Origin of the sequence: Streptomyces sp. B21-083, assembly GCF_036898825.1 — a bacterium.
Classification (GTDB): Bacteria; Actinomycetota; Actinomycetes; order Streptomycetales; family Streptomycetaceae; genus Streptomyces.
Genome location: NZ_JARUND010000001.1, coordinates 4516871 through 4542518, shown reverse-complemented (window position 1 = coordinate 4542518; position 25648 = coordinate 4516871). Strand labels below are relative to the sequence as shown.

Below are 25648 nucleotides of genomic sequence, written 5' to 3'. Positions count from 1 at the left end.
CAGGACTGGAACTCTCCAAAACGTGCCTGCGCATGACCCGGACGCAGCCATACACGTGTACAGAAGGTCAGGATTGCCTGCGCGGCAGGAGGTTGCGTCCAGGGAATGGTCGGCATCTCCGCAGACGCACCGCCGTTCTGGCTCGTCGGCGCGGCCCTGGCCGAGCAGAACGAATGGACTGAGGCCTGCCGCTACGTGGGCTACGAGCTCCTGGCCAAGGCCCGCCGCCACCCGATCGGGTCAGAAACCCACCGGACCGTCCTGCCCACCGAACTCACCGCGTAGCCTAATTCACGAGACCGCACTCGCAGCTTGACCACCACACCAATGGTGTCCGTCAAAGCGGAAGAAGCTCACATCCGCACTCGCCCCCTATCGCGAACAGCCGCTCTCGCAAGGCGCGTTGGCCTCAACCAGGCGCCCCCAGCCCGCGAGAAGGCAAGGTCAGTACCGCGCGGTCCGGAACGCGAGATACCGGTTGAAGGCTTCGTGGCTGTCGGGGGTGAAGCGCCACTCCAGCAGGGCCGACCGCAGCTCCGGCTCGCTTAGCCAGCCATGCCAGGCGACCTCATCGGGATCGGCGGCCACCGTGTCCGGCACCACGGCTTCGTGTACGCCAAGCCAGTGAGGGCTCAAACCGCTGCGGTTGAGGAACGTGAACAGCAGGCGTGGCAGCACACGGATGCCCAGCTCTTCGGCCAGCTCCCGCGCGGCGGCCTGTTCATAGGACTCGCCGACCGCCACGGCACCACCGACCATGACCTCATGGATCCCGGGGAAGCGCGACAGCTGCTCCGACCGCCGGTGAACGAGGATCCGCCCACCCTCATCAAGACACACCGTCACGGCGACCCGGTGCAGCCAACGCTCCCGGATGGCCTGCCGGCGGCTGACCACCCCCAGCACACGATCTTGACCGTCGACACGCTCCACCAATTCATCCACGACGCACACCTTGGCAGAGACCACCGACAACGCCGCTTCTCGGCGACTCGCGGAGGCCGGACCAAAGGCACCTGCACTAGGAGGCCGCACGCGGATGACGACAGTTGTCACGCAAATACGACATCTATTGTCCTGTCCCAGATAAGTCCGGGCATCGTGCTGCGCTGACCTGCGGTGTCCGGACTTGAGTGAGACGCAATTCGTCGGTGTGTGTCACTTAAGTCCGGGCAGGAGGCCGTTCTCTCGCAGTCGTCAGGTAGCAGTCGCCGGGGCGGCGATGGGCTCAGGCGCCGGCAGGGGTGGCGTCGAGGGCGGCCGGGTCGAAGCCGGCCTCGGTCAGGACGTCGGCGGCCACTCCGCGGCCGACCTGGGCAAGGCCGATCAGCAGGTCCTCGCAGTCGATGCGGTCGGATCCGTGCTGCTCGGACCGTGCCTCCGCGATGTCGATGGCCTTGCGGGAGTAGGGAGTCCAGGCGATCCGTTCGGCTGCCTGAGATGCCCCCATGCTCAGTCGGGTTCCGACGGATTGGTGGACCGCTTCCGGTGAGACGCCGGTGGTCTGCAGGAGCCGGGTGGCGCTGTTGTCCTCCGCGGTCAGACCCCACAACAGGTGCTCGGTGCCGATGTAGTTGTTGCGGTGGTGCACCGCCGCCTGCTTGACGTGGACCATCGCCTGGCGGAGATCGTCGGTCATCGTCTCGGGGCTGTAGCGCTTGTGCGGTGCGTGGAAGCGCTGCTGCACTGCCTGTCGGGTCACGCCCAAGGCGCCACCGATGTCGGTCCATGAGGAGCCGTGCATCCGGCAGTGCTCGACGTAGTCCTCGACTAGGTCGTCGGCCAGCGCCTGCATCTGGCCTGCGAGTTGGGCGGCGACAGTCAGCAGGGCAAGCCAGTCGGGCTGTTCTTGTCCGCCGGGGCGGTGTGCGGTGTCGCATCTCCGGTCGACTTCCGCGATCAGATCGTCCAGGTCTGGAAGAGACATAAGGCAAGTACGCCTTGACAGTTCAGGATTGTCAAGGCGTACTTGCCTCTGTTGGATGTGGGGGTGTGCTCCCCGGGAGCGGACAGGAGGGTTTCGATCTGCTTGGCCGTGGCGGCGACGGTCTTGCCGAGCCAGGTGCGGCTGGTGCCGCGAAGCCGCGCCTCGGTGGGGAAACTCCGGTCAAATTCGGCGACGGCGTCGGTAAGAGGATGAGGTCGTCGCTGGCGGCCAACTGCCTCCGTGGGGCAGAGGCGAACAGGCTGATCAGTGCGACACGTTCGGGATAGCCGGCGGCGAGTAGCCAGGGTGCTGCCCGGTCCGGATCCGTTGTCGACATGGTGGGGGCCAGATTCAGGAGTTCGGCGCGACGGGAAAACCGGTAGTGGCGCTGGGCCAGGCCGTGCCATCGGTCCGGGGGGAAGAAGTCCGGCGTGTGCCGCACCCGCTTCCCGTCCGGCCCAGCCCAGGACAGCCGGAACGGCTGGGAGGACATACCGGCCACCAGCGGGTCGAAGTCGAACAGCATCGATCACGCTCCAGCCACGACTCGTAGCCCACATGCCCGCCGCATGTTGCCGACCAGTACCAGCCGCACCAGTTGCCCTGGCCCCGGAACGCCGGGAACCGGCGCTCGGGTCGTACCGACTCGAACCGGACCGACCACAGGCGCCCCAGAGGCCCCCGATCACGGACCCCGCCTGCTCTGACGTACTCCAAGCTCGATGTCCTCCGCCGACACCTCACACGCACCCATCCGGGCCTCCGGTACGACGCCGACGAGCCACGACGACCGTGGACAGCGCAGAGCCGCGTACCCGGGGAAGACCGAGACCCCACCAAATGCCCGGAGATGACTGAGACGTCAGCTCAGATGTCCGGAGATCTCGAGACGGCCGGACATCACAGAGACAGGACAGCAGATGACCTGTCTCACTAGACGTGGGCCATCGTGAAGCCGTGACCTGGGGTGGTTCAGGTTGAGTGAGACGGTGATGGCTGGTCTGTCTCACTCAACCTGAGCAGTGGCGCTGTGGCTATTCCCATCGTCGTGGCGGTGAGCGTGCCAGAGACGTCTCAAGGCTTCGAGCTCGGTTCGAGGGAAGTGCTCGCCCCATTTGCCTCGGTAGCCGCTCTCGCCGTAGGTCCGAGCCACCTCGTCGAAGCAGCGGACCACAGCTCGGCTGAGTGCATCGATAGGGACTTGAGACGACCAGATCTCGGTTCCCCGGTTGTCGTGGTCGCTGCCGCGACGTAGTTCCAGCAGGCGAATCCAGACATCCGCAGCTTCGCGGTAGAAAATCCACCGGTATGCGGTCGGCTCGGCTTCAAACTGGGCGCGGGCTTCCGTCTCGCCCGCGACGAGCCGGGCCACCGCCGTCAGGAACTCCTCGGGCGCGTTGCTGATGTAGGACGCTGTCAGCTCCGCTTTCGCATGGTGGTCCTCAACGACGCAGTCGGCCCACCCATGTGCCTCTAGCGTCCAGGTGATTCGTATGCCGGTTGTCACTGCGGCTCCCCGGCGAGGAAGTGCCGGACATCGGCCGCCAGGGAAGCCATCTGCTCACCGGCCTCCAGCCAGGTGGTCACCGAGGCACTCCAGCCGCCGCCGGCCTTCGGCTATGGCCGCAAGGTCCAGGTCAGTCCGACGTGGCCGCCTGACCGGAAGACGGCTGACACGGCGAGGTCAGGGTCGTTGGTCTGCCAGCTCCGTTCACTGTCCCATCCCCGGTAGTCGGCGGCGAGCTCTTCCAGGAACGGGATCAGATCTCTGTCCCAGATCCAGGCGACGACCTCATTGACTTGGGCGGTGTCGGCGTACACATGAACGTCCCCACCCGCGTACGGATGAACGTCCCCAGTTCTTGACGTGTTGAGGGGCCGGGTTCGGCACTCTGCTGCATGTCGGTGTGGGTGGCGGAGGGTGGTCGGCGGTGGTCTTGGATCCACGTCGCTGGTTGGAACTGCGGCGTTTTCGTGGCCTGTTGGAGTCCGGGGCGATGAGCCTGTCGGAGATTTCCAGGGAGACCGGGCTGGACCGTAAAACGGTCCGCAAGTATCTCTCGGCGCCGGGTCCGGCGACTCCGCCGCGGCGGTCGACGAACGGGCGGTCGTTGGCGAGGGTGATCGACGAGTTCGCGCCCCTGATCGATTCGATGCTTCGGGCAGAGATCCTGCTGAAGGCCGCGGTCATCCACGAGCGCCTGGCCAGGGAGTACGGGTTCACGGGCAACTATCAGCGGGTCAAGCTCTACGTCCAGGAAGCCCGTCCGAGGGTCGCCGAGGAACTGGGGATCACGCCGCGGGAACTCGCGGGCATGCACCGCCGGTTCGAGGTGATTCCAGGGGCCCAGGCCCAGGTCGACTGGGGTGGTGCGACACGAAGTCGCGCATATGAGTGAACTCGCAGATTGGAGGCCGGTCATGCCGGTTGCGTAGTTCTCGGTCAGTGTTCGAGACCGATCTCCGCCCTGACGTGCGCTCGCGGGTCCTGCCCGCAGAGGGTGCGAAGCTCAGGGAAGACGCCCAAGGGCCCCCGATCCGTCAGGGGGAGCAACCGGGCAAGGAGAAGGCCGGACGGGCGAACGCGAGTGAACCCCCTGTGATGCCTCGTCATCGACAAGCCCGGGGAGACGGAAAGAACACCGGGTGATAGGACCTGGCCGCTGGAAGAGGCGGCGAGCGGCGACCGGAGCCTGCCCCGTCGGTCGCAAGAACACCGCTGGTCCCGGGGTTTAGGGGGCGCCCTCCCCGGTCGCGTCTCGTATGCGCGGAACGTGGAAACCCCGTCGGGGTCCGGGCCATCTGGCTCGGTAGGCCGATCGCAAGAGGGGCGGAAGCCCTCGGCGGGACAGGATGCCCAAGAAGCGGATGCCGGCTGCCGAAAGGCAACGGGACTCGTGACACCACGGCTGCCTCTCCAGGCGGCTGTCACGGGGAACCGGCCGGATGCCGGTCCAGGCGACCGGGCCCGAAAGGGCGCTGACGTGGGCTGGTGAGCCTTTGAACGCCGAGGCCGAGCGCCTCTCGAACCGAGGGACATGTTGGACACCATTGCGGTGAACGGACCCGAGGACGTTCTCGACTGGGACGCCATCGTCTGGCGCACTCACGAGGAGAACGTAGTGAGGCTGCGGCGGAGGATCTTCAAGGCGACACGAGAAGAGGACTGGGCTCAGGTCCGGTCCTTGCAGAAACTGATGCTGAGGTCCTGGTCGAACACGCTGGTCAGCGTGCGGCAAGTCACTCAGCGCAACGCTGGACGTCGGACGGCCGGGATCGACGGGGAGACAGCTTTGTCCCCCGAAGCCAGGGCGGCGGTCGCGATGCGGGTGCACCGCACGCGTTCGTCCTGGGACCCCATGCCCGTGCGCCGTGTGTACATTCCGAAGGCCAATGGAAAGCAGCGACCGCTCGGCATTCCCGTGATCTTGGACCGGTGCCATCAGGCGCGGGTCCGCAGCGCACTGGAACCCGAGTGGGAAGCCCGGTTCGAGCCCCGTTCCTACGGGTTCCGCCCCGGGCGAAGCTGCGCGGATGCGATCGGCTCCCTGTTCTCCACGCTCAGCGGGCCACGCGCCCGCCGGTTGTGGATCCTGGACGCTGATCTGTCCGCCGCGTTCGACAAGATCGGCCACTCACGGCTACTCGACTCGCTCGGTTCGTTCCCGGCCAGGGATCTGATCGAACGGTGGCTGAAGGCCGGAGTGGTCGACAAAGGGCAGTTCACGCCGACCGAGGAGGGCTCTCCTCAAGGCGGTGTGATCAGCCCGCTGTTGATGAACGTGGCCCTCCACGGGCTGGAGGAGGCCGCAGGGGTCCGCTATCTCACCACCGGCACACACGCCGGGGATGTGGTGGCGGGCTCTCCGATCTTGGTGAGATACGCCGACGACATGGTCGCCTGCTGCCACTCCAGACAGCAGTCCGAGCAGGTCAAGGCACAGCTTGCGCAGTGGCTGGCGCCTCGGGGGCTGGTCTTCAACGAGGACAAGACGCGCATCGTCCACCTCGAAGAAGGCTTCAACTTCCTCGGGTTCAACGTCCGCCGCTATCGACGCGGCAAGCTGCTGATCAAACCAAGTGCGGAGGCGGTCAGGCGCATCCGGAACAGGCTCGCGGACGAGGTGCGCGCTCTGCGCGGCTTGAACGCGACGGCGGTCATCGCCAAGCTCAACCCGATCGTGCGGGGCTGGGCTGCCTACTACCGGGGGGTGGTGTCCAGCAGAATCTTCACGGCGCTGGATCACTACGTGTGGTGGCTCACCTACCGGTGGGCCAGACGCATGCACCCCAACAAGTCGAAGAAGTGGATCGCTCGCCGCTACTTCGGCAGGTTCAACAAGTTCAGGAACGACCGGTGGGTGTTCGGAGATCGCGCCAACGTGCTCAACGACCGCGGCGAGATCCCCATTCTGCTCAAGTTCTCCTGGACGAACATCGTTCGGCACCAGCTGATCGCAGGCGGGGCGTCACCCGACGACCCCGGCCTGACGAACTACTGGGTCAAGCGGCGACGAAAGGTCAAACCCCCGCTGGACAGCTACAACTTGCGCCTGCTCGCCAAGCAGGACGGCCGCTGTCCGCTCTGCGGGGACCACCTGCTCACCGCCGATCAGCCCCCGCAATCGCCCCAGGAATGGGAACGATGGTGGCTGAACGTCGTCAAGAGAGCGATAGCCGCCGACTATCTCACTCACCACGGACGGCCTGACGCGCCGAGCACGGACCGAACACGCCTCGTGCACGCCTCCTGTCACCGCAGGCTTCGGCCTCGCAGCCGCAGGAGGCCAGCAGTTGCTGCACTTTCGTGAAGCCCATGGGGCTTGCTTGAGCCGAGGTGCGGGGAAACCCGCTCGCCCGGTTCTGAGGGGGCGGGGACGCAGCAATGCGTCCCCGCTACCCGACACGAGGGGAAGATCCTCGCGCATATGGGCATCGCGAAGGTCTACTCCTTCCACATGGTTCTGTCGTACTCGCGTGATCCGTTCTGCTGTTTCACCACCAGCCAGGATCTGCAGACGTTCTTCGACTGCCACCGGCGGGCGTTCGCGCACTTCGGCGGGGCGCCGATGACGATCGTCTACGACCGCACCAAGACCGTCGTCCGCCGCCACGTCGCTCCTGGTGAGGCGGTTCCGCTGCATCCGGAGGCGGCCGGATTCGCCGGCCACTACGACTTCGACATCGACGTGCTGGCTGCCTACCGCCCCACCGGAAAAGGCCGGGTCGAACGCCAGGTGCTGATCGTCCGTGATCATGTTCTGTCCGGGCGGGCCTTCTCTTCCATCGAGGAGATGGACGCCGCGTTCACCGCGTGGGTGCCGCACCGGCGGGCTCAGATCCACAAGACGCACCGGGAGGTCATCGGCGAGCGGGCTGCCCGCGATCACGCGGCTCTGCGGCCGTTGCCGCCCACCCCGTATCTGGTGGCCGAACGGCATCTGCGGCCGGTCGGCAGGGACTGCCTGGTGGCCTTCGGCGGCAACCTCTACTCAGTACCCGCCAGTAAGGTCCGACCCCGCCAACTGATCGAGATCCGTGCCACGAAGTCGCAGGTCATGCTGCATTCGACCGCCCCCGATACCAGCGGCGAGACCTTGCTGGCCATGCACCCACGGGCGGTCGGCCGCGGAGCGCGGGTCGTCGAGGAGAAGCACTGGGACGGCCTGCCCACCGGCAAGGGGCGTCGGACGACCACCGGCGACACCCCCGTCCTGCCCCGTCAAGGGCGTCCCCGCGGTGAGGAATCCGGGCCTTTGCAGGCCCTGCTGAACAGGGCCGCGGCCAGCCGGATCGAGGTCGGGCGCCGGCCGTTGTCGGTCTATGACGAGCTGACTGGCACCCGCCCCTTCACCACCCGTTCCCAGAGCAAGGACACGTCTTGAGCGAGCTGACCGGCAACCGCATCCGCACCACGGCCGCCAAGCTCGGCCTGCCCCACCTGGCCGAAGCCGTCAACGAGTACACCCGGCGGGCAGATGAGGCGAAGATGGGCTATCTCGACTTCCTCGACCTGGTGCTTTCCGAGGAACTCGCCGTCCGCGACGACCGGCGCTTCCGCAGCGGCCTGAGGACCTCGAAGCTGCCGCACCACAAGACGCTCGACGAATACGACTTCTCCTTCCAGCCCGAACTCGACCCGCGCAAGATCAAGGACCTCGCGACTCTGTCGTTCGTCGAGGCGAAGGCGAACGTGGCCCTGCTCGGGCCGCCGGGAGTCGGCAAGACCCACATCGCCGTCGCGCTGGCGGTCGCGGCCTGCCGGGCCGGCTACTCGATCTACTTCACCAGCCTCGACGACATGGTCCGCAACCTCAGGACCGCCGAGGCCGCCGGCAGGTTGACCAGGAAACTCGGCTCCTACCTGCGGCCGAGTGTCCTGGTGGTCGATGAAGTCGGCTACCAGCCCCTGGAGCGAGCCGAGGCGAACCTGGTCTTCCAGGTGATCTCGAAACGCTACGAGAGGGGCTCGATCATCCTCACCTCGAACAAGACCTTCAGCGAATGGGGCCAGGTCTTCGGCGACGAAGTCCTCGCCACCGCGATCCTCGACCGCCTCCTCCACCACTGCGAAGTAGTCCCCATCAACGGCAACAGCTACCGGCTGAAGAACCGCCTCAAGGCCCTCGAGCGAGAGACCGAAGTGGCCTGACACCTGGGGACGTTCGTCTGTACGCAACTGGGGAGCTAAGGCCGTACGCCGACAGGCGGCCAAGCCTGGAGCGTGTAGTTCGACGGCGTAGTGCACAGAGTCTTCGTCGAAGCTGAACCGATCGCAGAACCTCACACCGACAGACGAGTTGTCCTGGCAGCGGATCGTCACGCTGGCCTCATCGTCAGTGCCGATGCCTGGGGTGGTCATGAGCGGAACGCTAGGTCAATAGCACGTTCGACGTCACTTGGATTCGCTGTCGTTGGGGTGGAGAACGGCTTCGGCGATTTCACGGACGCGCTCCATGGTGATGCCGGTCCGCTGTTCGACTGCGAGAGGGTGGTCGGTCGGCTCCAGCTCGATGAAGGGACGCTGTCCGATGGGGCGGGTGTGGACGTGGGTCTTCAAGTTGATGGTGCTGGGCGAGTAGAGGAAGAGGTCGGTGGACAGCCACCCGAAATACGGCTCCTCGGTTTCACGTCCCTGGGTGTCCCAAAGGTCCGCGGCCCGGGCGAAGTTGTCTCGGCTGAGGGAGACCCATGCAGCCCAGGAGAACACCTCGTCGCTGCCGATGACCGGTATCTCGACCAGACCCTTGACGAAGTAGTGCTGTGCCTGGATCACACACTGATCCGACGAGAGCAGGCAGTCCGCAGAATCGGCGAAACTCGGTTCCCAGACGTAGGGGGCCTTCGCCGCGTAACTCATCGGCGCTTTGGCGTGGTGGCTGCCGCAGCACGAGCAGGTGAATCCGGGGTTGCTGGTCATGAGCGGAGCCTAATGACCGTCGCCGATGCTGCTGACGTCAGTGGCCTGCTCCGTCGGCGGGTCTGTCAAACGAGCGGCCCTGTCTCTCTTTCGGTGGTGACGGAGCGTGCTGCTATCCGAGGAGGATGCGGTGGCGGAGGAGGGTGAAGCCTGCTCGTCCGTGCATCTGTCGTGCGATCCGTTTGGTCTTGGTGTTGACGCCTTCGGTGGGGCCGTTGCTGTACGGAAGTGTGAACCCGGCGGTCACGGCGTCGAGGTCTCGCTCCAGGCCGCGGGTGAAGGAGTGCAGATGGGGTAGATCCGCTGTTCGGACTTGGTCGATCCAGCCCGTGAGCGCGTCGGCGTTGTCGGCGTGGGGCGTAAGGAGCGGGGCGAAGTCCCTGATGCCGGTTGCCAGTTGTGTCATCTCGGGGCAGGCGTTGGTGAGCTTGGCGAGGAGCTGGTGTTGATCGGCTTTGAGGTTGTCGGGCCTGGTCAGCAGCATCCGGGCGAGCCTGCGCGGGGAGATATGGCTGCGGTCGGCGTCCGCGCGGCCCTGGTTGATGTACTTGTGCAGGAGGTTCAGGCAGCCCGTGAAGCCGAGGGCTTTGATCTCTTCGAAGAGGTGCTTGACCGGGACGCCGGGGTCCTCGGCCCGTCGTTTGCGCAGGTGTTCGCGGTAGGGGTCGACGAGGCCGGCGCGGTATTTGGGGACGCGGAGCATGCGTTCAGGCCGGTCGGCTCGGGCGTAGCGTTTGACGGTGTTCAGGGCCAGTTGGAGACGGCGGGCGCATTCGAGCAGGCCGACGCCCTGGTCGAGCAGGCCGTGGACCTGGTTCCAGCGTTCCAGGGTGGTGCGGGCGCGGGGTCCGTCGTAGATGGGTGCGTCCAGCACGGTGGCCCAACAGGTGCTGTGCGCCTTGACCTCGCTGAGGGCTGCTTCGCACAGGTTGTGCCAAATATGCCACCGGTCCGCGACCTGGACCGCGTGGGGCAGGGCGCGGCGGATGGCCTCGGCGTAGGTGGCCGAGCCGTCACGGCATACGATCTCGATGCCCGGATGCTCGCGCAGCCACGCTTCCAGAGTGTCGGCCGTGCGGCCGGGCAGCACGTCGATCCGCTCATGAGTCTCGGCGTCGATGATCACGGTGGCGTAGCGGTGCCGGCGGCGCAGTGCGAAGTCGTCGACGCCGATCACACGGGGCACCCGCCCGGCAGGCAACGGGATCCGCAGCAGGACGCGCAGGGCCGTGTGACGAGACAGGCTCACCGCCAATATCGCGAGCAGACGTGCCCCGGCCCGGCCCGCTAACTCCTTGACCACGGCCTTGACTTGCCTGGTCAGGCGGGTCGTGCGCCGCTGGTAGCGGTCCAGGACACCGGGTACCTGTTCGCGGAAGGTGTGGCGACAGCCGCGGGTGGGGCACACCAGACGCCGCACCCGCACACAGACCACCACCCGTCGTTCATCGACCGGCACGTCCGCGACTGTCCGCCAGTGATAGCCGTGCACGCGTTCCGACGGGGTCCCGCACACCGGGCAGACTGCAGTGTCCTGCGGAGTTCGTGCCCGCACCACGATCCGCTCACCTTCGTCGACTACATCCTCGATGACCAGCGGGGACAGGCCCGAAAAGACCGTCTGCACAAGCTCGTTGACATCCTTCACATGAATGTCAACGACCCATCACAACGCTCCGTCACCACCGAAAGCGAGACAGGGCCAAACGAGCGGTGTAACTGGGGTTTTTGGGGTTACTGACGTGCTGCGGAGAGCCGGCTGTCGAAGGTGATGTCGAAGGCGTTGAGTGCGGTCTTCCAGCGCATGGTCCAGCGGGCCTGGCCCTTGCCGGTTGACCCGCTACAAGTACTGGCCCTGGGACCAGCGCTACTACAGCGTCCTCGGCTCACTCGCCGCCCGCGGCCTGATCGTCTACGGCAACAGCGCCAGAGCCGAATTCCGCGCCACGCCGCAGGGCGCCGCCGCCGCAGCCTCTCTTGCCGCAACGCCGGAATGGGCCGTTGTCGCCAGCCGCATCAAGCTGCTCAAGAGGCATTTCAACAAGTCAGGGTCGGCCTTGAAGAACCTCATCTACGACCGTTTGCCCGACGCCGTTGACCGGCCCTGGCGGACGGAGATCTGACATGGCCGTCCACCTGCGCATCGTCGCTTTGACCGTCACGACCGCCGAGGCGGAACAGACCTACCGCTTCGACCGTCCGGCCACCGTGATCACCGGCCCCATCGGCACTGGCAAGTCCAGTCTGCTAATGCTCTTCAAGCACGCCCTCGGCGGCAGCGCCATGCTCACCCCGGCGGTCCGCGACCACGTCCTGTCGGTCCAGGCCGAGGTCGTGGCCGGCGACGAACGTGTCGTCCTCAGGCGGACCATTGAGGGAGATACCGCCGACACCGTGGATCTCCTCGATCCACACTCCCTCGCTCTAGAACGCACTCTGCCTCTGCGAGCCTCGGAAGGCGTCACCACGCTATCCGACCATCTCCTGGACGCGCTCGGCTTCCCGCGCGAACAGATCGCCGCACGGCGAGAAGGAGCAGCGCGGCCGCAGAACCTCACCTTCGCCGACCTGTATGCCTACGTCTACCTCCAGGCACGCGAGATCGACCGCCAGGTCGTCGGTCACCTGGACAGCTGGTTTGAGACCAAGCGCAGAGAGCTCTTCCGCCTGATGTTCGGGCTCACCGACAGTGCGCTCATGGAGCTCAAGCGCACCAGGAACCAACTCTTGGACACACTGAAGGCCAGAACCGCCGAGCACGACAACGTCAGCTCCTTCCTGGCAGCCTCCGACCCCCGCAGCGACGACGAACTGCGGGCCGAACTCACTCAGCTGCGCGACACCCTGGAGCGGGCATCGTCCGCCCTGGCCAGCCTCCGGACCGAACTTGAGGAACAGACCGCCGCCGACACCGCGTTGCGTGACGAGCTGCAGAACGCCGTCCGCGCCGCTCGGCGGATCGAAGAAGAAGTGTCCGCGGCCGCCGACCTCGTGGAGGCGCGGCATGCCGTCGTCGATCAGGTACAGCTCGACCTCTCCCGTCTCGCACGGTCGGTCACGGCCATCGACCAGCTCTCTCCCTTCGAGTTCGTCGTCTGCCCGCGGTGCATGCAGTCGCTGGCCGCCCGGGCCGTCGAGGATGGTCACTGCCTCGTCTGTCTCCAACCCGATCCAGTCGAGGCCGACATCGACCCGGCTGCTATCGAAGAGACACGCACGGCCCTGCAGCAGCAGCTTGAGGACGCACAGCGCATCCAGCAGTCGGACGAGGCGCACCTGCAGACCGTCCAGGAGCGGTCACAGCAACTCAGCTTCGCCGTCACCAGCCTGCGCCGGGAGCTCGACGCCCAGACCCGTGATGCGGTCGCCCCGCGCTTCGATGCCATCGCCGAGGCCAGCTCCCGCGTCGCCTCGCTCAAGGCCAGCATTGATGCCATCACCCAACTGCGCGAATCCTGGGCACGGGTGCGCACCATCGACGCGGACATCCGCTCGCTTAAGGCCGACCGACGGCAGATCAACAAGGACATCAAGGAGAAGTCCGAGCAGCTCAAGGCCAGCCAGACTTTGCTCGGTGACCTCAGCACTGAGTTCAGCCGACTGCTCACCAGCTGGAACCTGCCCTGGGTCGACACGGCCGTCATCGACCGCGACACCTACCTGCCGGTGGTCAACGGACGGCCCTTCGAGACCCTCCAGGCCTCCGGCGGGGGCATTGCCACCTCCGTCAACCTCGCCTACAGCCTCACGCTCCTTGCCTTCGGACTCGACCACTCCGACGTCCTCGTTCCATCGCTCCTCGTGATCGATTCACCGCGCAAGGCCTTCGGTAACAACGCCTCCGACCGGCAACGCGCGGCCGAGATCTACAGCCGCTTCAGGACGCTGGCTGACGCATATGGCGAACGCTTGCAACTGATCATCGCCGACAATGACCCCCCGCCCATCACCAGCGACTCCTTCGGCAAGGTGGAGTTCGACTACGAGAACCCCATGGTGCCCGGCGTGGATCACCCCGGCCCTGATCAGGTCACTCGCATCGAGAGCCAGTCAGATAGCTGACGATCTGGGTGTCTCGCGAGAGGAGGTACGCAAGTGGCGGTCCCGGTTCGCCGCGAACCGGCTGGAGAGCCTGGCGGACCGACCGCGTTCGGGGCCACCGCGAAGGAACACCGAGGAGCAGGTCGAAGCCCCAGTCGCCAGAACGCTCGGCCAGGCGCCACTGACGGGTGATTCGCACTGATCGACACGTCCGACGGCCGAGGCGGAGGGCATGTCGCAGTCGGCCGTCTCGCGGATCTGGCGGCCGTTCGGCCTCAAGCCGCACATCGTGGAGACCTGGAAGCTGTCGACCGACCGCAGTTCGTGACGAAGGTCCGCGACGTGGCGGGCATCTACCTCGCCCCGCCGGAGAGCGGTCTGGTCCTGTCGGCAATTGGCCGACGTCACCGCCCCGAGGAGGTCAGTAGGGTGGGTTCATGCCGAAGCGCGAACCGTTCATCATCGACGGAGTCACTTACGAGCGCGATTCAGCTCTGGGAGAGGGCGGATCAGCCGTGGTGTGGAAGACCCGCCGTAAGCCCGACGGTCAGGTGTTCGCAGTCAAACGGATTGAGAAGGACCGCGACGCGGACTCCGCTCGCAACAAGCGTTTCAAGCAGGAGATCGAGTACGGGCAGACATCGAGCCACCCGAACGTCGTGAGTATCCACGCGCGCTCAGAGGACGCGAAATTCTTTTACTACGTCATGGACTTCTACCCGATGACGCTGCGAAACGTGATCAACGACGAAACCGATGCTGATGTGCTTCTCGACTACGCGCGCCAGCTCTGCGATGCGCTTGCGTACGTGCACGGCGACGGCATAGTGCATCGCGACATCAAACCTGAGAATGTCCTCGTCGCCCCTGATGCGCGTCGGCTCGTCCTGGCCGACTTCGGCATCGCGCATTTCAAGGACTCCTCGCTCACGAATCGCGGGGACCTCTTAGTGAACCGGAACTACCTCGCTCCCGAGCAGATGGTGAGGAACAACGCCCTCGGTATCGGCAAGCCGGCGGACATCTTTGCGCTCGGCCTCGTCATAACCGAGATGTTCACGAAGCAGAACTCCCGAGGGCGACGACACGCGCTTGTGCGCGACCGCTACCCCTTCCTGGCAGACCTCGACTTGATCATTGAACAGATGCTGCTCCAAGACGAGGCGCAGCGGCTCCGCATCGACACCGTACGCGGCATGCTTCGGGTAACCCTTCAGCGGCTGGACTCGGCAATCGAGGAGATCTCCGATGATCTGCGCCCCACCGAAGTGTCCGCCGACAGGTCGTCCGGCGAGGTCGAGCGGATCCTCGGCCGTGCCGCGAGAGACGTGCTGTCGGCGAAGCATGTCTTCGAGCGGGTCGCCGACGGAGAGCTCGACCGATTCAACCTCAACTATCACTGCGAGGTTGCGTACCGGGTGAGCACGGAGCTGTTCAATACGTGTGCTCAAGCCGTTGTTTATGCCTCGTGCAAGGCGAAGTTCGACTATGAGGGCGCCGGGCGGTGGGACGAGAACGACGACGCTCGCGTGGTGTCGGCCGCCAAGCCCGGACTCCAACGCGAGCTGGAGACGATTCTGGCTGATTTCCCCCTCCCTCGGTCTTCGCTCTGGGGCGGTCTGCCACGGCGGTCGGCTCACTTGTTCCGGTTCTGCAAGGACTACCACTGCGAAGAGCTGCTGACGAGCATCCGTGAATCTGTCTACGGTGAAGGCAATCGCTCGTTGCAGGCGAATCTGATCGACGCCCCGATCCTCTGGATCGCCCGCTGGATGCGTACGAGTCTGGACACCGACTACCTGGAGTTCGACAAAGCAGTTCGCGAGGACATCGGCTTCGAGCGCCACCTCTCGGTGCTCTGGGACAAGACGCTTCCGTTGGATTCGGCCCGAGAAGCGGTGGGAGCGGATCTGTTGACCGAGCCACTCAACGCCGACCGCGTCGCCGGCACACTGCAGGCGCTTGAAGCGAAATGGGATGTCTCCGTGGGAGAGCTCGTAGACGGTGGGTACTCGGTCATGTTCCGGTCACGCAACACGTACCGCTGCTTCCACGACGAGGCGCTCGCCCTCGCAGAACCGGGCTCAGTATTCGAAGCCGACGTCCTCAATCTGCTCCGCCCTGAGGCGGAGTTCGACGACCTCGTCGCACTCACATGGGATCGGGACTTCGACGTGGCCATCACGCTCGGGAAGGTCCTCGGCACCCGCACGCGCTAGTGTCCTGAGTCCAAAGCTCCAGCCGGACAGGGCGATGCGGCTGCTGCGGCCGCTGGGCCGGGTTGCGACTGCGACCTGGAGGATCTGCTGGTGAGACGGCGTCGATGGCGTGCCCGATATGGGGCTATCCCGCCGTGGCGACGGGATCGGCTCCTACTCGCCGAAGCTGGGCGTTGCCCAGGTCAGTTGGCGGCGCCCCGGCGAAGGCGACGCCGGGGGATGATGTCCGCAGAGACACCGAGGTGCGCGGTGGCTTGGTCAAGCTCCTCGGCCAGCAACTGCTCGCTGAGGATGGAGTCGAGTATCCGGCCGGCCTGGATCAGACACACGGCCGTCCAAATGACGTCGTTCAGGCCGCTCTCCCTGGGCTTGTTGCGCAGTTCCCAGCCGCCAGCCCGGGTGGGATGGAGTACAGCTGCGCCGTCTCTCGTGTGGTGTGGGAGTAGGAACTGAGGTGCCGGTAGGGCAGATAGCCTTCCTGCTCCCCGAACGCCGCCATCAGGTCGGCAGTGTTCCGGATCTCGTTCGTCAGCCGGACGACCTCAAGGTCCGGGTAGGCGGTGCGTTCGTCGACAGCGGCACGGACCTTTGCCTCGACCTCGTCTCCCTCGACATCCCACCCAGCCCGCTTCGCGTTGGTGATCAGCTTGAGGAGCTGGTCGTCGCTGTAGGCGTCGACGGCCTGCACCGCGGCGCCGCCGCCGTCGATGAGCCAGGCCATCGCCACAGCGTGCGTCATCAGGTTCCGCATCACCGGTGCGACGACGAACCCGTTGCCGTTCTTGGCCGCCTCCGCCACCACGCGGGCGGAGTCCGAAATCAGCATCCACCAGCTCCACGCGACTGGTGCCACTGCCTGGTGTTCGCGGAGGAAGCCGACGCCGCCCACTCCGGAGGCCATCTCGTTGCGGGCGGCCAGCAACTGGTCGATGACGTCGAGAGCGCGCCGGGCCGTGGCCTCGTCATGCGCAAAATCGGGCATAGCGCCAATCTACGGCGCCGCAGCCCGAAACCGCCCCCCAATTTGCGACTGGACCCGGCTGGCGACAGTTGTCGTGCAAATACGACACCTATCGTGCTCAGGCTCATTCGCCCGCCCGAAGTGGTGTAGCGCACTATTGCAAGCAGGCGCTTGCAATAGTTAGCAAGGGTGGGGCAAGGTAGAGGCATGGCAACGCTCAACGTCGGCAATCTTGGTGAGTACCTGCGCGATCAGCGGCGCACCGCGCAGCTGTCCCTCAGGCAGCTCGCCGATGCCGCCGGGGTGTCCAATCCGTATCTGAGCCAGATCGAGCGCGGGCTGCGCAAGCCGAGCGCGGAGGTGCTGCAGCAGGTCGCCAAGGCGCTGCGGATCTCCGCCGAGACGCTGTATGTGCGGGCCGGGATCCTGGACGCCGAGCGGGACCGGGACGAGGTGGAGACGCGTGCCGTCATACTCGCCGATCCCACGCTCAGCGAGCGGCAGAAGCAGGTGTTGCTGCAGATCTACGAGTCCTTCCGCAAGGAGAACGGGTTCGAGATCGCCGATTCGGACAGCGACCCAGCCGCGACGGACGTTCCTGTGCCGGACGTTCCGAGCGGTGCTCTCAGAGACATCGACATAGGCACCGGCATAGGCACCGGCAGCGGCGCCGACCCACAGCAGACGGCCAGTTGACGCACCGGACGTAACAGATACGCCCAGCACCTGGGCGTGTCGGTCGAGACCGGCCCGACGTACGCGGTAACCCAAAAACCCTCAGCCCAAGCAACCCGGGAGGACCATCACCATGGCCATCACCGACGACCTGCGCAAGACCTTCAGCGACCCCACGCCGCTCTACTTCGCCGCCGGCACCGCCGACCTCGCTCTCCAGCAGGCCAAGAAGGTGCCCGGTCTGGTCGAGCAGCTGCGTGCCGAGGCGCCGGCCCGGTTCGAGGCCGTACGCGGCACCGACCCGAAGTCCGTGCAGGAGAAGGCCGCCGCTCGCGCCAAGGAGGCGCAGGAGAAGGCCGCCGTCCGTGCCAAGGAGGCGCAGGAGACTCTCCAGACCAAGGTCGGCGAGTTCATCAACACGCTGGACGGCGACTTCAAGAAGCTCGGCTCCACCATCGACGCCGACCTGAAGAAGCTCGGCGAGAGCGCCCAGGACCTCGCCCTGCGCGGTGTCGGCGTCGCCGCCGAGTACGCCGTGAAGGCGCGCGAGACGTACGAGAAGGTCGCCGAGCACGGCGAGCAGGCCGTGCGCACCTGGCGCGGCGAGGCCGCCGAGGAGATCGAGGAACTGGCGATCGCCGTCGAGCCGAACGCCCAGCCGGTCGAGGTCAAGGTGGCGACCGACGAGAAGATGCCCGCCCCGGCAGCGGCTCCCACCCCGGCTCCCGTCGAGGCCAAGGCCGCACCGGCCCCGGCCAGCAAGCCCGCCGCCAAGAAGGCCCCGGCCCGCAAGCCCGCCGCGAAGAAGACGACTCCGCCCACCAAGTAGGCAGAGCCGAACGGGTGAAACCGTATGTACAGGGACGGGCCGGGCACTCCGTGAGTGCCCGGCCCGTTTGGCGGGTAGCGGGTTTGCGGTTGCGGGTACGGTGACCGCACATACGAACTGACCGAGCTTGGTGGTGGACGTTGTGCTGATGCAGGGGTTCGCGGGGTTCATGTGGCTGTTGAGCGTGGCCCTGATCATTTTCAGCGGCTTCGCGCTGTTCGACGCCGCGGTGCGCCGCGAGGACGCCTACCGGGCGGCGGACAAGAAGACCAAGCCGTTCTGGCTGATCGTCCTCGGGCTCGCCTTCGTGGTGAACCTGATCTTCAACATCCTGTCGTTCCTGCCGATCATCGGCCTGGTCGCGACGATCGTGTACATGGTCGACGTACGACCGGCCCTGCGCGGCCTCCCGGGCGGCGGACGCAGCCGCAGAGGCGGCGGCTCCAGCAGTGACGGTCCGTACGGACCGTACAACGGTGGTCGCTGAACCGAAGCCGCCCTGAACTCGCCCTGAACCTGCCCTGAACCCGCGCCCTCCCCGGGCGGCCTACGCCAGGCGGTCGAGCAGCAGGACCGCCAGGTCGTCCGTCAGCTCCCCGCCGTTCAGCTCGCGCACCTCGCTCACGGCCGCCCGCAGCAGCTTCTCGCCGCGCAGGCCCTGGGCGAGCTGGCGGCGGATCATCGCCACCATGCCGTCCTGGCCGAGCCGTTCCCGGCCCTGGCCGATATGCCCCTCGATCAGGCCGTCCGTGTAGAGCATCAGCGTCCACTCGGCCCCCAGCCGTACCTGCGTACGAGGCCAGCGGGCCCCCGGCAGCAGTCCCAGCGCCGGGCCGTTGTTGTCGTACGGCAGCAGCTCCGCCATGGTCTCCGACCCGGAGGATGCGGGTGCCGGGCGGATCAGCAGCGGAGCCGGGTGGCCGGCCAGGCACAGGCCCGCGCTGCGGCCGTCCGGCGAGATGTCGACCGTGCAGAGCGTCGCGAAGATCTCGTCGTTCTCGCGTTCGTGCTCAAGGACCTGCTGCAGTGTGCCCAGCAGGGCGTCGCCGCACAGGCCCGCCAGGGTCAGCGCGCGCCACGCTATGCGCAGCTCCACACCGAGCGCCGCCTCGTCGGGGCCGTGCCCGCACACGTCGCCGATCATCACGTGGACCGTGCCGTCGGGCGTCCGGACCGTGTCGTAGAAGTCGCCGCCGAGCAGGGCGCGGGAGCGGCCGGGGCGGTAGCGGGCGGCGAAGCGCAGCGAGGAGCCGTCGAGGAGCGGGGTGGGGAGCAGGCCGCGTTCGAGGCGAGCGTTCTCCTGGGCCCGCAGCCGGGACTCGGTGAGCCGGCGCTCGGCCTTGTCGGAGCGCTTCCTCTCCACCGCGTAGCGGATCGCGCGGCTCAGCAGCCGTCCGTCCAGCTCGTCGCGGAACAGGTAGTCCTGGGCGCCGACGCGCACCGCCTCCGTACCGCGCTCGGCGTCGCCGGAGGCGGTGAGCGCGAGGACGGCGTGCCGGGGTGCGAGCCGCAGCACGTGCTTGAGCACCGCCAGCTCGTCGTCGTTGCCGTCCTCGGCGTGGTGGGGCGCGGGCAGCGCGAGGTCCAGCAGGATGCAGTGGACGTCGTCGGTGAGCAGCCGCTCGGCCTCGGTGAGGTTGCGGGCCGTACGGACGCGGATCGGCTTGCCCGTGGCGTCGAGCAGCTCGGGCACGACGGGCGAGCCGCCCGGGTCGTCCTGGATCAGCAGCAGAGTCAGATGCGTGCCGGGGGAGGCGACGGAGGCGGCTGCGTCGGCCGCCGCTTTGGTTACCGCGCCGGGGCTGGGGGTGCCTGCGGAGGTCTCTCCGGGCGTGGCGGGGGTGGCCGGGGCCACTCCGGGCACGGCCGGGGTCGGCGCCTGACCGTTTTCCGCGGCCGGGATCGCTCTCTGCCGCGGTATGGGTGCGGGCATCGTCGTGGGTTCCTTCCCTCCGGGTGCGGGCGCGATGGAGAGGTAGTAGTTGCTGGCCAAGAAGTGCGTATGAGGCCGTATTAGCTCGATCGTGTGATCGTCCGCTTGCTGGCTTGCTGGCTTGCTGGCTTGCTGGCTTGCGGAGCAGTGGGCTGATCGGGTTAGCGTGGTCTTGCGACCTGGTACACCGGGTGCGGCGTCAGCGTGCGGGGCCCCTGCTCCACCAGAGGATGGTTCAGGGCCTCTCCGTCGCCTCTGGCCGTACCCATATGGCCAGGTCGTGAGGGAACTGGCCTCCCGGGCACGGACCACGCACACGATGCGTGTCGCCACCCGGGGTCGAGTACGCCGGGGACCAGTTCGCCCAAGACCGTTCGGGGCCCGCGACTGAACGGGCTCCCGCCCGTTCAGTCCACAGGAACGGTCTCGATCCACCGACCGGGACCATAGCGGTTGATGGGGCTGTAACGGAATGGTGTGGCGGCGCGTCCACGGGAGGCGCCGCCGTCATATGCCGTGTTCCGTAACGCACTTGGGCACGGGGTTACCCCTCGGCGGATGACGAATGTCACGTCCGCAGGAGGGGTTGACGGCGCCGGTAGGTGCGGTGGGTCACGTGTGGCGGATCACGCGCGGTGCGATATGTGCCGTGCGGGGGGGAAAGTGCCGTACGTGATGATTCGCGGGTTCAGTTGAGCCGGTCAGCTGGGCCCATCGGCTGCGCCGGCTCAGCCCGGTCGGACCACCCCGAGTATCGGCATCGTCCCCGCCCCGGCGATCGTGATCGTCCGCCCTGGCCGTGGGGCGTGCACCATCTTGCCGTCGCCGATGTACATCGCGATGTGGCTCGCGTCGTCGAAGTAGACGATCAGGTCTCCGGGGCGCATGTCCTTGACGTCGACGTGGGGCAGCTGGGCCCACTGCTGCTGCGAGGTGCGCGGGATGGGCACCCCGGCCGCCGCCCAGGCCGCCGAGGTCATGCCCGAGCAGTCGAACGTGTCGGGGCCCTCGGCGCCCCACTCGTACGCCTTGCCTATCTGGGCCGTCGCGAACTCCACGGCCTTCTTGCCCTGAGCCGTCGCGCTGCCGTCGCTGCCGTCGATGTCGTCGAGGATGCCGGAACTGAGCCAGGACGTCTGCGCCTTGGCGGCGGCCTCGCGCTCCAGCTCCGCGAGGCGTTCCTTCTCCTTCTTCTGCAGCTGGGACTCCAGCTGTTCGGCCGCCGCGATCTGCTGCTTGATCTGCTTCTGGGCGGCGGCCCTGGCCTTCCGGCTCGTCTCCAGCTTCGTCCACTGGGCCGAGGCGTCCCGCGCGTACAGCTCCAAGTCCTGCTGCGTGCGCGCCATTTCGGCGAGCAGGCCCGTGGTCGCCTTCTGGCCCTGCCGGATCCGGTCGGCACCCTCCAGCCATGCCTGCGGATCGCCGCTGAGCCACAACCGCGCCTCCGGCGGCAGGCCGCCCGAGCGGTACTGGGCGCGCGCCGCGGCACCCGCGCGGTCCTTCAACTCGGCCAGCCGCTTCTGCCCCTTGACGATCTCCCGGGCCAGCTCGACGATCTCGGCGGACTGCCGTTCGGTCTGCTCCTCCGCCGCGTTGTAGGCGTCCGTGGCGACCGCCGCGTCGTGGTAGAGCTGCTCCAGCTTCTTGTGTACGGCTTCCAGGTCCTTGTTCGGCGGCAGCGTCACGCTCGGGATCGGTGTGGGCGTCGGGGCCGGGGTCGGTGCGGGGCTCGCGAACGCGGTGCCCGCGCCACCCAGGACGGTGACCGCGCAGACCAGTCCCACGGCTGTCGCGATCAGACTCCGCTTGCCGACTCCCATTCCCCGTCCCCCCGTACCTTTCGCCCACATGATTAACCGTCAGTAACTTACGGACGCCCGGGGGATCGTGCCATGTCACCGCAAAAAGCAACAGGCCTCCCGCGAGTTGCCTGTCCTTTCCCGCTTCCCCGCATGTGTGACGAACGGCGCACGGAGATCGTTGCCCACGAATCGTGAGCAATTTGAGGCCGGTGGGGTCGGCGGTTCAGCTCCGAGGCGCCAACGCGCCCCACGCCACGGTCACTTCACCCTGCCGCCACCGCACCGGACCGTCGGTCACCGGCCAGTCCGCCGTGAGGTCCCGTACCGCCCGGATCCAGCGCTGGCGGGCCCCGTACGACGCGTAGGGCGCCGCGGCCGCCCAGGCGCGGTCGAAGTCGCGCAGGAACGCGTGCACAGGTTCGCCGGGGACGTTCCGGTGGATGAGGGCCTTCGGGAGGCGCTCGGCGAGGTCGGAGGGGCGGTCCAGGGAGCCGAGCCGGGTCGCGAAGGTGACCGTGCGCGGACCCTCGGGCCCGAGCGCGACCCAGACGTGCCGGCGCCCGATCTCGTCACACGTGCCCTCGACGAGCAGCCCGCCGCCCGGGATCTCCGTGGCCGGGGCGAGCCGGGCGCAGAGCCGCGCCCAGACCGCGGCGACCTCGGCCTCCTCGTACTGCCGCAGCACGTTCGCCGCGCGGATGAGCGCCGGCCGCTCCGGCACCGGGATCTCGAAGCCGCCGTGCCGGAAGGCGAGCCCCTCGCGCTCGTACGGTTTCGCCGCCGCGACCCGGGCCGGTTCGATCTCGACGCCCACCACGCGCGCGCGTGGGGCCACGGTACGCAGCCGTGCGAGCAGCTCCACGGCCGTCCAGGGCGCGGCGCCGTACCCGAGGTCGACCGCGACGGGGGAGGGGGTGCGGCGCAGGGCCGCGCCGTGTGTGGCCGCGATCCAGCGGTCCATACGGCGCAGCCGGTTGGGATTGGTCGTCCCGCGCGTCACCGTGCCCACGACGCGGGGGAGGGCCGATGTACGGGGAGCCATGTGTACGAGGGTAAAGGGCGGCGTAAGCGGAGTAAGGGGCGCACACTTTCGAACGGTTGAGCGGGAAACGGTAATGATTACGCAAAGGGGAAATGGGTCGCTTCCCCCTGGTGTTGAACCTTCGGAGCTGTGCGAAGAGCGGCAGCGGAGCGGGATGAGTCGGGCCGAGAAGGAGGAACGCCACGTGAGCCAGTACATCGGCCGACTGGGACGCCGCCGCAGGCCCCGCCGGGTGGCCATGCTCTCCGTGCACACCTCCCCGCTCCACCAGCCCGGCACGGGCGACGCGGGCGGCATGAACGTCTACATCGTCGAGCTCGCGCAGCGCCTCGCCGCGATCAACATCGAGGTCGAGATCTTCACCCGGGCCACCACGGCCGCCCTTCCCCCGACCGTCGAGCTGGCCCCGGGCGTCCTCGTGCGACACGTCGACGCGGGCCCCTACGAAGGCCTCCCCAAGGAGGACCTCCCCGCCCAGCTGTGCGCCTTCACGCACGGCGTCATGCAGGCCTGGGCCGGCCACCGCCCCGGCCACTACGACCTCGTGCACTCGCACTACTGGCTCTCCGGCCACGTCGGCTGGCTCGCCGCCGAGCGCTGGGGCGCTCCCCTGGTGCACGCCATGCACACCATGGCCAAGGTCAAGAACGCCTCCCTGGCCGCGGGCGACAACCCCGAACCCGCCGCCCGCGTGATCGGCGAGATGCAGGTCGTGGCCGCCGCCGACCGCCTCATCGCCAACACCGCCGAAGAGGCCGACGAACTCGTACGCCACTACGACGCCGACCCCGGCAAGGTCGCCGTCGTCCACCCGGGCGTCAACCTCGACCGCTTCTCCCCGGCCGACGGCCGCGCCGCCGCCCGCGCCCGTCTCGGCCTCCCGCAGGACGCCCTGATCCCCCTCTTCGCGGGCCGCATCCAGCCCCTGAAGGCCCCCGACGTGCTGCTCCGCGCGGTCGCCGTCCTCCTGGACGAGCGCCCCGAGCTGCGCGCCAACATCGTCGTGCCGATAGTCGGCGGCCCCAGCGGCAGCGGCCTGGCCAAACCGGAGGGCCTGCAGAAGCTCGCCGCCCGTCTGGGTATCGCGGACGTCGTACGGTTCCGCCCGCCGGTCGGCCAGGAACAGCTCGCCGACTGGTTCCGGGCGGCCTCCGTCCTCGTCATGCCGTCGTACAGCGAATCGTTCGGCCTGGTCGCCATCGAGGCCCAGGCGGCGGGCACGCCGGTGCTGGCGGCGGCGGTGGGCGGCCTCCCGGTGGCGGTCGCGGAAGGGCGTACGGGATTCCTCGTACAGGGCCACGATCCGGCCGCCTACGCGCGCGTGCTGCGCGATTTCGCCGACAACGAGACCCTGACCGCCCGTATGGGCGAAGCGGCGGCCCAGCACGCCCAGCGCTTCGGCTGGGACGCCTCGGCCGCCGCCACCGGGGACGTCTACACGGCCGCGATGCAGGCCCACAGGCGTCGCGTACGCTCGCTGCATGGCTGATTCGGCGTCGATCATCGAGCAGGTCCTCACCGAGGCCGACCTGGACTGGGAGAGCCCGAACCCCGGCAACTACGTGGTGAAACTCCCCGGCACCCGCAAACTCTCGACGACGGTCTCACTCCTCGTCGGCAAGCACTCCCTCTCCCTGAACGCGTTCGTGATCCGCCACCCCGACGAGAACGAGGCAGGCGTCCACCGCTGGCTCCTGGAACGCAACCTCAAGCTGTACGGCGTGAGTTACGCGGTCGACCGCCTCGGCGACGTCTATGTGACGTCCAAGCTTCCGCTGTCCGCGATCACTCCGGACGAGATCGACCGTCTCCTCGGCTCGGTCCTGGAGGCGGCCGACGGCAGCTTCAACACCCTTCTGGAGCTGGGTTTCGCGTCGGCGATCCGCAAGGAGTACGCCTGGCGGGTGTCCCGGGGCGAGTCGACCCGCAACCTGGACGCGTTCGCCCACCTCACCCAGCGCCCTACGGCCGACTGACGTCCGAGCCGATCCGGTACCGCCCGGGCGGCACGCCCACCAACTTCCTGAAGTGGCGCGTGAGATGGGCCTGGTCGTAGAACCCGGTGGCGGTGGCGACCACCCCCGGAGACTGCCCGTCGAGGAGCAACCGCCGGGCGAGCTCGACGCGTCGGGCCGTCAGATACCGGTGCGGCGGCATCCCGAAAGCCGCGCTGAACGCCCGTACGAGATGCGCGGGATGGGCGTGCACGAGCCGCGCGGCCTCGTCGAGCGTGATCCCGTCGACGAGCCGCTCGTCGAGCAACTCCCGCAACCGCCGGGCGAGCGGCGGATCAACACGCGGCGGACGCGGTACGCCGCCGGCCCGCAACCGCGTACGCAGCCGCTCGGCGACGAGCGCCAGCCGGCCGGCGGCCTCGAACTCCTCGCCGGACCGCGCGAGCGCACCGTGCAACTGCCCCACGCGCAGCCGCAACAGGGGATCCCGCAGATCGGGCCGGTCGACGGCGGCCCCGATGAACTCGTCGCCGAGATGGGTGGAGTCGAGATACAGCACCCGCTTGCGGAACCCGCCCGGAGTCGCGGGCGACCCGTTGTGCGGCACATGCGGCGGCAACAGGGTCACGGTGTCGTGCGGGGTGCCCCGCTCGTGCCGGTCGAGGTCGTACCGTACGGCGCCGTCGTCGACGATGAGCAGCGTCCAGGAGTCGTGTACGTGCATCGGGTAGGCGTACTCGACGAAGTGGGCGTGGAACACCTCAAGGACACCCGGCACACGAGGGCGCCAGGCGGAGACGGTGCGCTGCGGGGGTACGGCGGACACGGCGGGCACGGCGGGCAC

The 25648-nt window shown here is 67.6% G+C and carries 23 protein-coding genes and 2 pseudogenes; 14 read left to right on the top strand and 11 right to left on the bottom strand.

What is annotated here, in order from left to right; translation table 11 throughout:
* Positions 1-141: 141 nt before the first annotated feature.
* Positions 142-285: pseudogene (locus QA861_RS20325) on the top strand (IS256 family transposase); the annotation flags it as partial.
* Positions 286-444: 159 nt separating this feature from the next.
* On the opposite strand, the gene QA861_RS20320 reads toward QA861_RS20325, so the two are convergent.
* The 4 genes and pseudogenes from QA861_RS20320 to QA861_RS20305 form a co-directional block, all read right to left on the bottom strand.
* A complete protein-coding gene (locus QA861_RS20320) occupies positions 445-945 on the bottom strand; it encodes an NUDIX hydrolase (RefSeq protein ID WP_443041517.1) in 501 nt (166 codons plus the stop codon).
* A 283-nt stretch (positions 946-1228) separates the two neighbouring features.
* Positions 1229-1927: a Clp protease N-terminal domain-containing protein gene (locus QA861_RS20315; protein ID WP_334589748.1), complete on the bottom strand. Its 699-nt coding sequence runs from the start codon at positions 1925-1927 to the stop codon at positions 1229-1231.
* Between the two features lie 1006 nt (positions 1928-2933).
* The gene (locus tag QA861_RS20310; protein ID WP_334589747.1) at positions 2934-3434 is read right to left on the bottom strand and encodes a hypothetical protein; all 501 of its coding nucleotides are present in this window, start codon (positions 3432-3434) and stop codon (positions 2934-2936) included.
* Positions 3431-3748, bottom strand: a pseudogene (locus QA861_RS20305) (DUF6228 family protein). The gene QA861_RS20310 and the pseudogene QA861_RS20305 overlap by 4 nt, the downstream one beginning before the upstream one ends.
* 176 nt (positions 3749-3924) lie before the next feature.
* Here QA861_RS20305 and QA861_RS20300 point away from each other — a divergent pair.
* The 4 genes from QA861_RS20300 (at position 3925) to istB (ending at position 8579) form a co-directional block, all read left to right on the top strand.
* Entirely contained in the window at positions 3925-4326 is a 402-nt protein-coding gene (locus QA861_RS20300; protein WP_443041516.1) for a hypothetical protein, read from the top strand.
* A 639-nt stretch (positions 4327-4965) separates the two neighbouring features.
* A complete protein-coding gene (ltrA, locus tag QA861_RS20295; RefSeq protein ID WP_334586303.1) occupies positions 4966-6738 on the top strand; it encodes a group II intron reverse transcriptase/maturase in 1773 nt (590 codons plus the stop codon).
* A gap of 117 nt (positions 6739-6855) precedes the next feature.
* Positions 6856-7812 carry a Mu transposase domain-containing protein gene (locus tag QA861_RS20290; RefSeq protein ID WP_443041515.1) on the top strand — a complete coding sequence of 319 codons (957 nt, stop codon included), beginning with the start codon at positions 6856-6858 and terminating at the stop codon, positions 7810-7812.
* Complete coding sequence (gene istB / locus QA861_RS20285; protein WP_334586302.1) at positions 7809-8579, top strand: IS21-like element helper ATPase IstB; 771 nt, start codon at positions 7809-7811, stop codon at positions 8577-8579. The genes QA861_RS20290 and istB overlap by 4 nt, the downstream gene beginning before the upstream one ends.
* A gap of 243 nt (positions 8580-8822) precedes the next feature.
* Here the strand turns inward: istB and QA861_RS20280 are convergent, their stop codons facing one another.
* Together QA861_RS20280 and QA861_RS20275 are read right to left on the bottom strand one after the other, a co-directional pair.
* Positions 8823-9287, bottom strand: coding sequence for a DUF2199 domain-containing protein (locus tag QA861_RS20280; protein WP_334590630.1), 465 nt, complete (start codon positions 9285-9287; stop codon positions 8823-8825).
* Between the two features lie 172 nt (positions 9288-9459).
* On the bottom strand, positions 9460-10995 hold the full coding sequence (locus QA861_RS20275) for an ISL3 family transposase (protein ID WP_443041422.1): 1536 nt from the start codon (positions 10993-10995) through the stop codon (positions 9460-9462).
* 184 nt (positions 10996-11179) lie between these two features.
* Between QA861_RS20275 and QA861_RS20270 the strand changes: the two genes are divergently transcribed.
* The 4 genes from QA861_RS20270 (at position 11180) to QA861_RS20255 (ending at position 15607) form a co-directional block, all read left to right on the top strand.
* Positions 11180-11470: a hypothetical protein gene (locus QA861_RS20270; RefSeq protein WP_334589746.1), complete on the top strand. Its 291-nt coding sequence runs from the start codon at positions 11180-11182 to the stop codon at positions 11468-11470.
* Position 11471: 1 nt separating this feature from the next.
* Positions 11472-13409 carry an AAA family ATPase gene (locus QA861_RS20265; protein WP_334589745.1) on the top strand — a complete coding sequence of 646 codons (1938 nt, stop codon included), beginning with the start codon at positions 11472-11474 and terminating at the stop codon, positions 13407-13409.
* Positions 13357-13590, top strand: coding sequence for a helix-turn-helix domain-containing protein (locus QA861_RS20260; protein WP_334590629.1), 234 nt, complete (start codon positions 13357-13359; stop codon positions 13588-13590). The genes QA861_RS20265 and QA861_RS20260 overlap by 53 nt, the downstream gene beginning before the upstream one ends.
* A 235-nt stretch (positions 13591-13825) precedes the next feature.
* Complete coding sequence (locus tag QA861_RS20255; RefSeq protein ID WP_334589744.1) at positions 13826-15607, top strand: serine/threonine-protein kinase; 1782 nt, start codon at positions 13826-13828, stop codon at positions 15605-15607.
* Between the two features lie 349 nt (positions 15608-15956).
* Here the strand turns inward: QA861_RS20255 and QA861_RS20250 are convergent, their stop codons facing one another.
* Entirely contained in the window at positions 15957-16589 is a 633-nt protein-coding gene (locus QA861_RS20250; RefSeq protein ID WP_334589742.1) for a hypothetical protein, read from the bottom strand.
* A gap of 186 nt (positions 16590-16775) precedes the next feature.
* Here QA861_RS20250 and QA861_RS20245 point away from each other — a divergent pair, with 186 nt between their 5' ends.
* The 3 genes from QA861_RS20245 (at position 16776) to QA861_RS20235 (ending at position 18559) form a co-directional block, all read left to right on the top strand.
* Complete coding sequence (locus QA861_RS20245) at positions 16776-17264, top strand: helix-turn-helix domain-containing protein (protein ID WP_334589741.1); 489 nt, start codon at positions 16776-16778, stop codon at positions 17262-17264.
* A gap of 112 nt (positions 17265-17376) precedes the next feature.
* The gene (locus QA861_RS20240; protein ID WP_334589740.1) at positions 17377-18072 is read left to right on the top strand and encodes a hypothetical protein; all 696 of its coding nucleotides are present in this window, start codon (positions 17377-17379) and stop codon (positions 18070-18072) included.
* Positions 18073-18220: 148 nt separating this feature from the next.
* Positions 18221-18559, top strand: coding sequence for a DUF2516 family protein (locus tag QA861_RS20235; RefSeq protein ID WP_334589739.1), 339 nt, complete (start codon positions 18221-18223; stop codon positions 18557-18559).
* A gap of 60 nt (positions 18560-18619) precedes the next feature.
* On the opposite strand, the gene QA861_RS20230 is transcribed toward QA861_RS20235, so the two are convergent.
* The 3 genes from QA861_RS20230 to QA861_RS20220 form a co-directional block, all read right to left on the bottom strand.
* On the bottom strand, positions 18620-20005 hold the full coding sequence (locus QA861_RS20230; RefSeq protein WP_334589738.1) for a PP2C family protein-serine/threonine phosphatase: 1386 nt from the start codon (positions 20003-20005) through the stop codon (positions 18620-18622).
* A 728-nt stretch (positions 20006-20733) separates the two neighbouring features.
* Entirely contained in the window at positions 20734-21825 is a 1092-nt protein-coding gene (locus QA861_RS20225; RefSeq protein ID WP_334589737.1) for a C40 family peptidase, read from the bottom strand.
* Between the two features lie 205 nt (positions 21826-22030).
* Complete coding sequence (locus QA861_RS20220; RefSeq protein ID WP_334589736.1) at positions 22031-22849, bottom strand: class I SAM-dependent methyltransferase; 819 nt, start codon at positions 22847-22849, stop codon at positions 22031-22033.
* Between the two features lie 184 nt (positions 22850-23033).
* Here QA861_RS20220 and mshA point away from each other — a divergent pair, with 184 nt between their 5' ends.
* Both mshA and QA861_RS20210 read left to right on the top strand, forming a co-directional pair.
* The gene (gene mshA / locus QA861_RS20215) at positions 23034-24338 is read left to right on the top strand and encodes a D-inositol-3-phosphate glycosyltransferase (RefSeq protein ID WP_443041514.1); all 1305 of its coding nucleotides are present in this window, start codon (positions 23034-23036) and stop codon (positions 24336-24338) included.
* On the top strand, positions 24331-24825 hold the full coding sequence (locus QA861_RS20210; protein WP_334589735.1) for a type III secretion system chaperone family protein: 495 nt from the start codon (positions 24331-24333) through the stop codon (positions 24823-24825). Before mshA ends, QA861_RS20210 begins: the two co-directional genes overlap by 8 nt.
* Here QA861_RS20210 and QA861_RS20205 read toward each other — a convergent pair.
* Positions 24812-25648, bottom strand: a complete 837-nt coding sequence (locus QA861_RS20205) for a helix-turn-helix transcriptional regulator (protein WP_334589734.1) — start codon at positions 25646-25648, stop codon at positions 24812-24814. The genes QA861_RS20210 and QA861_RS20205 overlap by 14 nt on opposite strands.